This window comes from Rhodococcus baikonurensis, assembly GCF_040489275.1.
GTDB classification, from domain to species: domain Bacteria; phylum Actinomycetota; class Actinomycetes; order Mycobacteriales; family Mycobacteriaceae; genus Rhodococcus_F; species Rhodococcus_F baikonurensis.
Genome location: NZ_JBEUOQ010000051.1, coordinates 1 through 6084 on the forward strand (window position 1 = coordinate 1; position 6084 = coordinate 6084).

The 6084-nt window shown below is 63.0% G+C and carries 1 protein-coding gene; it reads left to right on the forward strand.

The window, feature by feature from the left end:
• The coding region (locus tag ABWI03_RS33900) for an amino acid adenylation domain-containing protein (protein ID WP_353799060.1) at window positions 1-6084 on the forward strand (6084 nt) is incomplete at both ends.

The following is a 6084-nucleotide window of genomic DNA, read 5'->3' on the forward strand; positions in this document are numbered from 1 at the left end:
TGTCGGTGGTGGTTCGCGTGCGGCGTTGACTGCGCAGGTGCGTCCGGCGCAGGTGCCGTTGTCGTTTGCGCAGCAGCGCATGTGGTTCCTCAACCAATTGGACCGCGAATCGGCAGCCAACAACATTCCGATGGCGATCACTCTCACTGGCGAGTTGGATCAGGCGGCGTTGTACGACGCTGTCGTGGACGTGTTGAAGCGTCACGAGGTTCTGCGCACGGTCTACCCCGAGGTCGACGGTGCCGGCTACCAGCGGATCTTGCCGGTGGCGGCAGTTCCGGTGAATCTGGCTCCCGTGCAAATCGAAGCATCCGACATCGTGGCGGCGGTGACGGACTTCGTCACGTCAGGCTTCGACGTCACCGTTGAGGTTCCATTGCGGGCCAAGCTCTTCCAGCTCGCGGAGGACTCGTTTGTACTGGCGATAGTGATTCACCACATCGCCACCGACGGTTTCTCGATGGGTCCGTTGATCCGCGACGTGATGACCGCGTACTACGCCCGCTCACAGGGTCATGCCCCGACCTGGGCGCCGTTGTCGGTGCAGTATGCCGACTACGCGTTGTGGCAGCGCGAGGTTCTCGGTTCCGAGGGTGACACGGAATCCGTACTCGCAGAGCAGATCGGCTACTGGGCCAAAGCTCTCGACGGAGTTCCGGACCAGATCACCTTGCCCAGTGACCGCGCGCGTCCAGCCGTGTTCACCGGCCGGGGAGCCACCTACAGCTTCCCGATTTCCGCGGATGTTCACCGCGGACTGGCCGCTGTGGGTCGCGAGCACCAGGCATCGCTGTTCATGGTGATGCACTCGGCGTTGGCAACACTTCTTGCCCGGTTGTCCGGCACCACCGACATCGCAGTTGGCACCCCGGTCGCCGGTCGCGGTGAAGCGCAGCTCGACGATCTGATCGGCATGTTCGTCAACACGCTCGTGCTGCGTACCGACGTCGATCCGGGGATGCGTTTCCTCGATCTGCTTACTTCGGCGCGTGAGAGTGATCTCGCGGCTTTCGCTCACGCAGACGTGCCGTTCGAGCGGCTGGTCGAGGTACTCGATCCGGTGCGTTCGCAGGCTCACAACCCGTTGTTCCAGGTTGCCTTGGCATTCCAGAACCTGGGGCAGAATAACCTGACGTTGCCGGGACTCGATATCACTGAACTTGATATCGCGGAAACTGTAGCGAAGTTCGACCTTCAGTTGACCCTGGTGGAAGCTGCCGATGGTCACGGCATGACTGCGACCTTCACCTATGCGACGGATCTCTTCGACGAGGGGACAGTTGTCTCCTTCGCCGAGCGGTTGACTAGGATTCTCGAGGCCGTCGCCGTGGATGCGACGCAGGCTGTCGGCGACATCAACATCCTCGAAGCGCCTGAGCGTATCGAATTGACCAGTCAACGAGCGTCCTCGGGCATCGAGCCGAAGCCGTTGGCCGACATCCTGGCCGAGACCGCGTTGCTGTATCCCTCCAACGAAGCTCTCCGCTATGAGGATCGATCGATGACGTACGCCGAGATCGACGAGTGGTCGTCGCGCCTCGCCCGCGTCCTGATCGCTCGCGGTCTGGGCGCCGAAGACCTGGTCGCAGTGTCGATTCCGCGTTCCATCGAATCGGTCCTGCTGGTGTGGGCGGTATCCAAGACAGGTGCCGCCGTTGTTCCCATCGATCCGCACTACCCGGCTGACCGCATCGCGCATATGGTCTCCGACTCGGGCGTCTCGGTCGGTCTGACTCTCGAAGCTGAACTCGCAGGGCTTACCGACACCGTCGAGTGGCTTGCGATCGACAGTGCTGCTTGCGCGGAATTGATGGCAGCGCAGGATAGTTCACCGATTCGTGAAGATGAGCGTGTGCGCCCCGTCCTTCCGGCGCATCCGGCCTGGGTGATCTACACGTCGGGCACAACAGGCTTGCCCAAGGGTGTTGTTGCTACGGGAGCAGGCCTCGCGAGCTTCAGTGCAACGCAGGCACAGCACTACCTGGTGACGCCGAACTCCCGCACGCTGCACTTCGCGTCGCCGAGTTTCGACGCGTCGATGCTCGAACTGTTCCTGGCTGTCGCGACAGGCGCTGCCATGGTGATCGTCCCGACATCGATCTTCGGCGGCGACGAATTGACCGCGCTGTTCAAGTCCGAACGCGTCACACATGCCTTCATCACGCCCGCGGCGTTGGCTTCCATGGATCCGTCTGGCCTGAACGATCTTGAGGTGGTTGGTGTCGGCGGTGAGGCGTACTCGCCGGAGTTGATGGCCAAGTGGGCGGATCAGCCGAACCGTCGACGTACGTTCCTCAATGTCTACGGTCCCACCGAGACCACTATCGTCACCAATGTCAGTGTGCCGCTGATGCCGGGCGACCGGATGACCATCGGCGAAACCATCGGCGACATGGCCGCGTTTGTTCTCGACACACGTCTGCAGCCCGTTCCGGTTGGCGTTGCCGGTGAGCTGTACCTGTCGGGTCCCCAGGTCACCCGCGGATACCATCGCCGCCCGGGATTGAGCGCGGATCGCTTTGTTGCCAACCCGCACGGCCTGTCCGGTGAGCGCATGTACCGCACCGGTGATGTTGTGCGTTGGACTGACCGATACCAGGTTGAGTACGTGGGCCGCAACGACTTCCAGGTGAAGATCCGTGGGTTCCGTATCGAGCTCGGTGAGATCGACGCGGCACTGACGGCACATTCGGAGGTCGAGTTCGCCGCGACGATGGGCACCACGCTGACGTCCGGTGCTCCGGCGCTGGTGTCGTACGTGTTTGTCGGCAAGGAATCGGCTGTCAGCTCGGCGGATCTGAGTGAGTTCGTTTCACGCACTCTGCCGGCGCACATGGTGCCTGCGTCGATCATGGTTCTGACCGACATGCCGCTGACCCCGGCCGGCAAGCTGGACCGAAAGGCTCTGCCGGAGCCGGTATTCGAGGTCAAGGAGTTCCGCGCTCCCACGACCGAGATGGAACGCGTCCTCAGCGAGGTCTTTGCCGACGTTCTCGGCCTCGATCAGATCGGTACCGACGATTCGTTCTTCGCTCAGGGCGGAGACTCGATCATGTCGATCCAGTTGGTGTCCCGGGCTAAGGCCCGCGGTGTTCTGTTCACGCCCAAGGACGTGTTCGAGAACAAGACGGTGGCTGAGTTGGCAGAGGTTGCCGTCTTCGGCTCCGACGCCGATGCGATCACTGTTCTCGCCGAGATCGAAGGCGGCGGCATCGGTTGGATGCCGCTCACGCCGATCAAGCGATTCATGTTCGAACGGCCCGGCAGCTTCCAGCGTTTCAACCAGTTGTTGACGCTGGAGTTGCCGCTCGGCATCGACCGGACCGGTGTTGTCGACACACTGGCTGCCGTCATCAATCACCACGACATGTTCCGTTCGCGTCTGGTCGATGATCAGCGTGGTCCGGGCATGGCTGTGTCCGCGCCCGGAACCGTCGACGTGGATTCTTTGGTGCGACGGGTGCTGGTGGACCCCGCGATTTCGGGCGCAGACCTGACGGCCATCGCGTCGGGTGCTCTCGACGACGCTCTCGGCCGGTTGGATCCGGCCGCCGGTGTCATGGCTCAGTTCGTGTGGATCGACTTCGGTGACACACGCACCGGCCGATTGATCATGGCTGCGCATCACCTGATCGTCGACGGCGTCTCCTGGCGAATCATCGTGCCGGACTTGATTTCCGCGTGGGCTCAGCGCAGTGGCGGAAGTGCACCCGTGCTCGAACCGACGGGCACGTCCATGCGTACCTGGGCGCACTCGCTCGCTGCGGAATCACGATCAGACAAGCGACTGGCAGAACTGCCACGTTGGCGCAAGACGCTGTCGACTCCAGACCCGATTCTCGGTTCGCGGGCGTTCGATCCGTCCGTCGACGTTGCGGCAACAGTCGAGCGTGTGCGCGTGGAGGTGCCCACAGGCGTCACTGAAACCCTGCTGACAACTCTGCCCGAGGTGTTCCGCGGCGGAGCCAACGACGGTTTGCTGGCCGGACTTGCTCTGGCACTGGTGCGCTGGCGCCGTGAGCGGGGCATCGACACCGAAGCGGCACTGCTCCAGCTCGAGGGCCACGGCCGCGAAGAGGGCGTCGTCCCGGGTGCCGATCTCTCACGCACCGTCGGCTGGTTCACGGCGGCCTTCCCCGTCGCACTCGACCTTGCCGGTATCGACATCGACGACGCCTTCGACGCCGGAGTTGCTGCGGGAGCGGCGATCAAGGCAGTCAAGGAGCAGTTGCTCGCCGCTCCCGACAAGGGTGTCGGCTACGGACTGCTGCGGTACGTCAACGACGACACCTGCACTGAGCTGTCGAAGCTGAGCAGCGGGCAGGTCAGCTTCAACTACCTGGGTCGCATTGTGGCGGAGGATATTCCGGCTGCAGCGCAAGGCCTCGGATGGATTCCGGCACGCGACTTCTCCGATGTCGCTGCGCCGGAAGACCCGGACATGCCGGCCAACAAGGTTGTCGACATCAATGCCATCGTCAACGACGGCCCTGACGGCGCGGTGCTCGAAGCGTCGTTTGCCTTCCCGAACGGATTGCTGAGCGCCACCGAGGTGCAAGCCCTGGCCGACCTGTGGGTCGGAGCACTCACAGCGCTGGCGCAGCACGCACAGGCCGTCGGCGCAGGCGGACTCACGCCGTCGGACGTGCCGCTGGTAACGCTGACCCAGCAGGATCTCGACGGGTTCGAGCAGCGTTTCCCCGCGGTGCAGGACGTCTGGCCGCTGGCTCCGCTGCAGTCGGGTCTGCTGTTCCACGCTGTCATGGCCGAGTCCACCGTCGACCTGTACTCCGTGCAGATGGTTCTCTCGCTGTCCGGCCGCGTCGACGCGGATCGCCTCCACGCCGCAGCACAGGCCATCATCGATCGTCACCCGAACCTGCGCACCGCATTTGTGGTCGACGGAACGGGTACGCCGGTCCAGGTAGTTCTCGGTGACATCGACGTGCCGTGGCGCGAACTGGATCTCACCACAATCGCTGACAGCGAAGAACGACGCCGCGAGTTGGATCGGATTCTTGTCGAGGACCAGGCCACGCACTTCGACATGTCGAACCCGCCGTTGATCAAGTTCACGCTGATCAAGATCGCGGCGAGCGAATACCGCCTTGTTGTGGCAAACCACCACATCATCCTCGACGGCTGGTCCATGCCGCTGCTGCTCCAGACGCTCCTCGGCCACTACGCCATGCGTGGGAACATTCCCGCTCAGACGCGGTCACTGAGCTACCGGAACTACCTCGCGTGGCTGGTCCAGCAGGATCGCAGTGTGTCCATGGATGCCTGGGCGAAAGCGTTGGGCGGCGTCGAAGAGCCGACGTTGTTGGCTCCCACCGTCGTTGGTCAGGAATTCAGTGCGCTGTCGCAGAAGTTGCAGATCTCGCTCAGCGAATCGGTGACCGCGACACTGACCGGTTTGGCATCGAGGACCGGCGTTACCGCCAACACGATCGTCCAGGCTGCCTGGGCAATTCTGCTGGGACGCATGACCGGTCGCCAGGACATTGTCTTCGGTGCCACGGTCTCCGGCCGTCCGCCACAACTCGACAGCGTCGAGAAGATGGTGGGTCTGTTCATCAACACGCTGCCCGTGCGTGTCCAACTGGATCTGGCCGAGTCCGTCGAGGCATTGCTCTCTCGGGTTCAGATCGAACAGGCGGGATTGCTCGATCACCATTACCTCGGCCTGACCGATGTGCAGAGCGCCGCGGGCGTCGGCGGACTCTTCGACACTCTGGTGATCTTCGAGTCCTACCCGGTCGACCGTGACGGTCTTGCAGCGCAAGCAGAGTTCTTGGACGGCATGGTGATCGACGATGTCGCCTCCGACGATTCCACGAACTACCCGCTCACACTGCTGATCGGTCTCGACGATCAACTGCACCTGACGCTTCGTTACCTACCCGACTTCTTCGACGAGTCGTACGCGCAGGCCCTGCTGGGTCGCCTCGAGACTCTGCTGACAGAAATCGGTGAAACGCCGTCCACTGCGGTCGGTGACGTCGAGGTCATGACGGCGCCTGAGCGTGCTTTGGTGCTCGAGTCGTGGAACGACACGTCTCATCCGGTTGTGGGTGGGTTGTT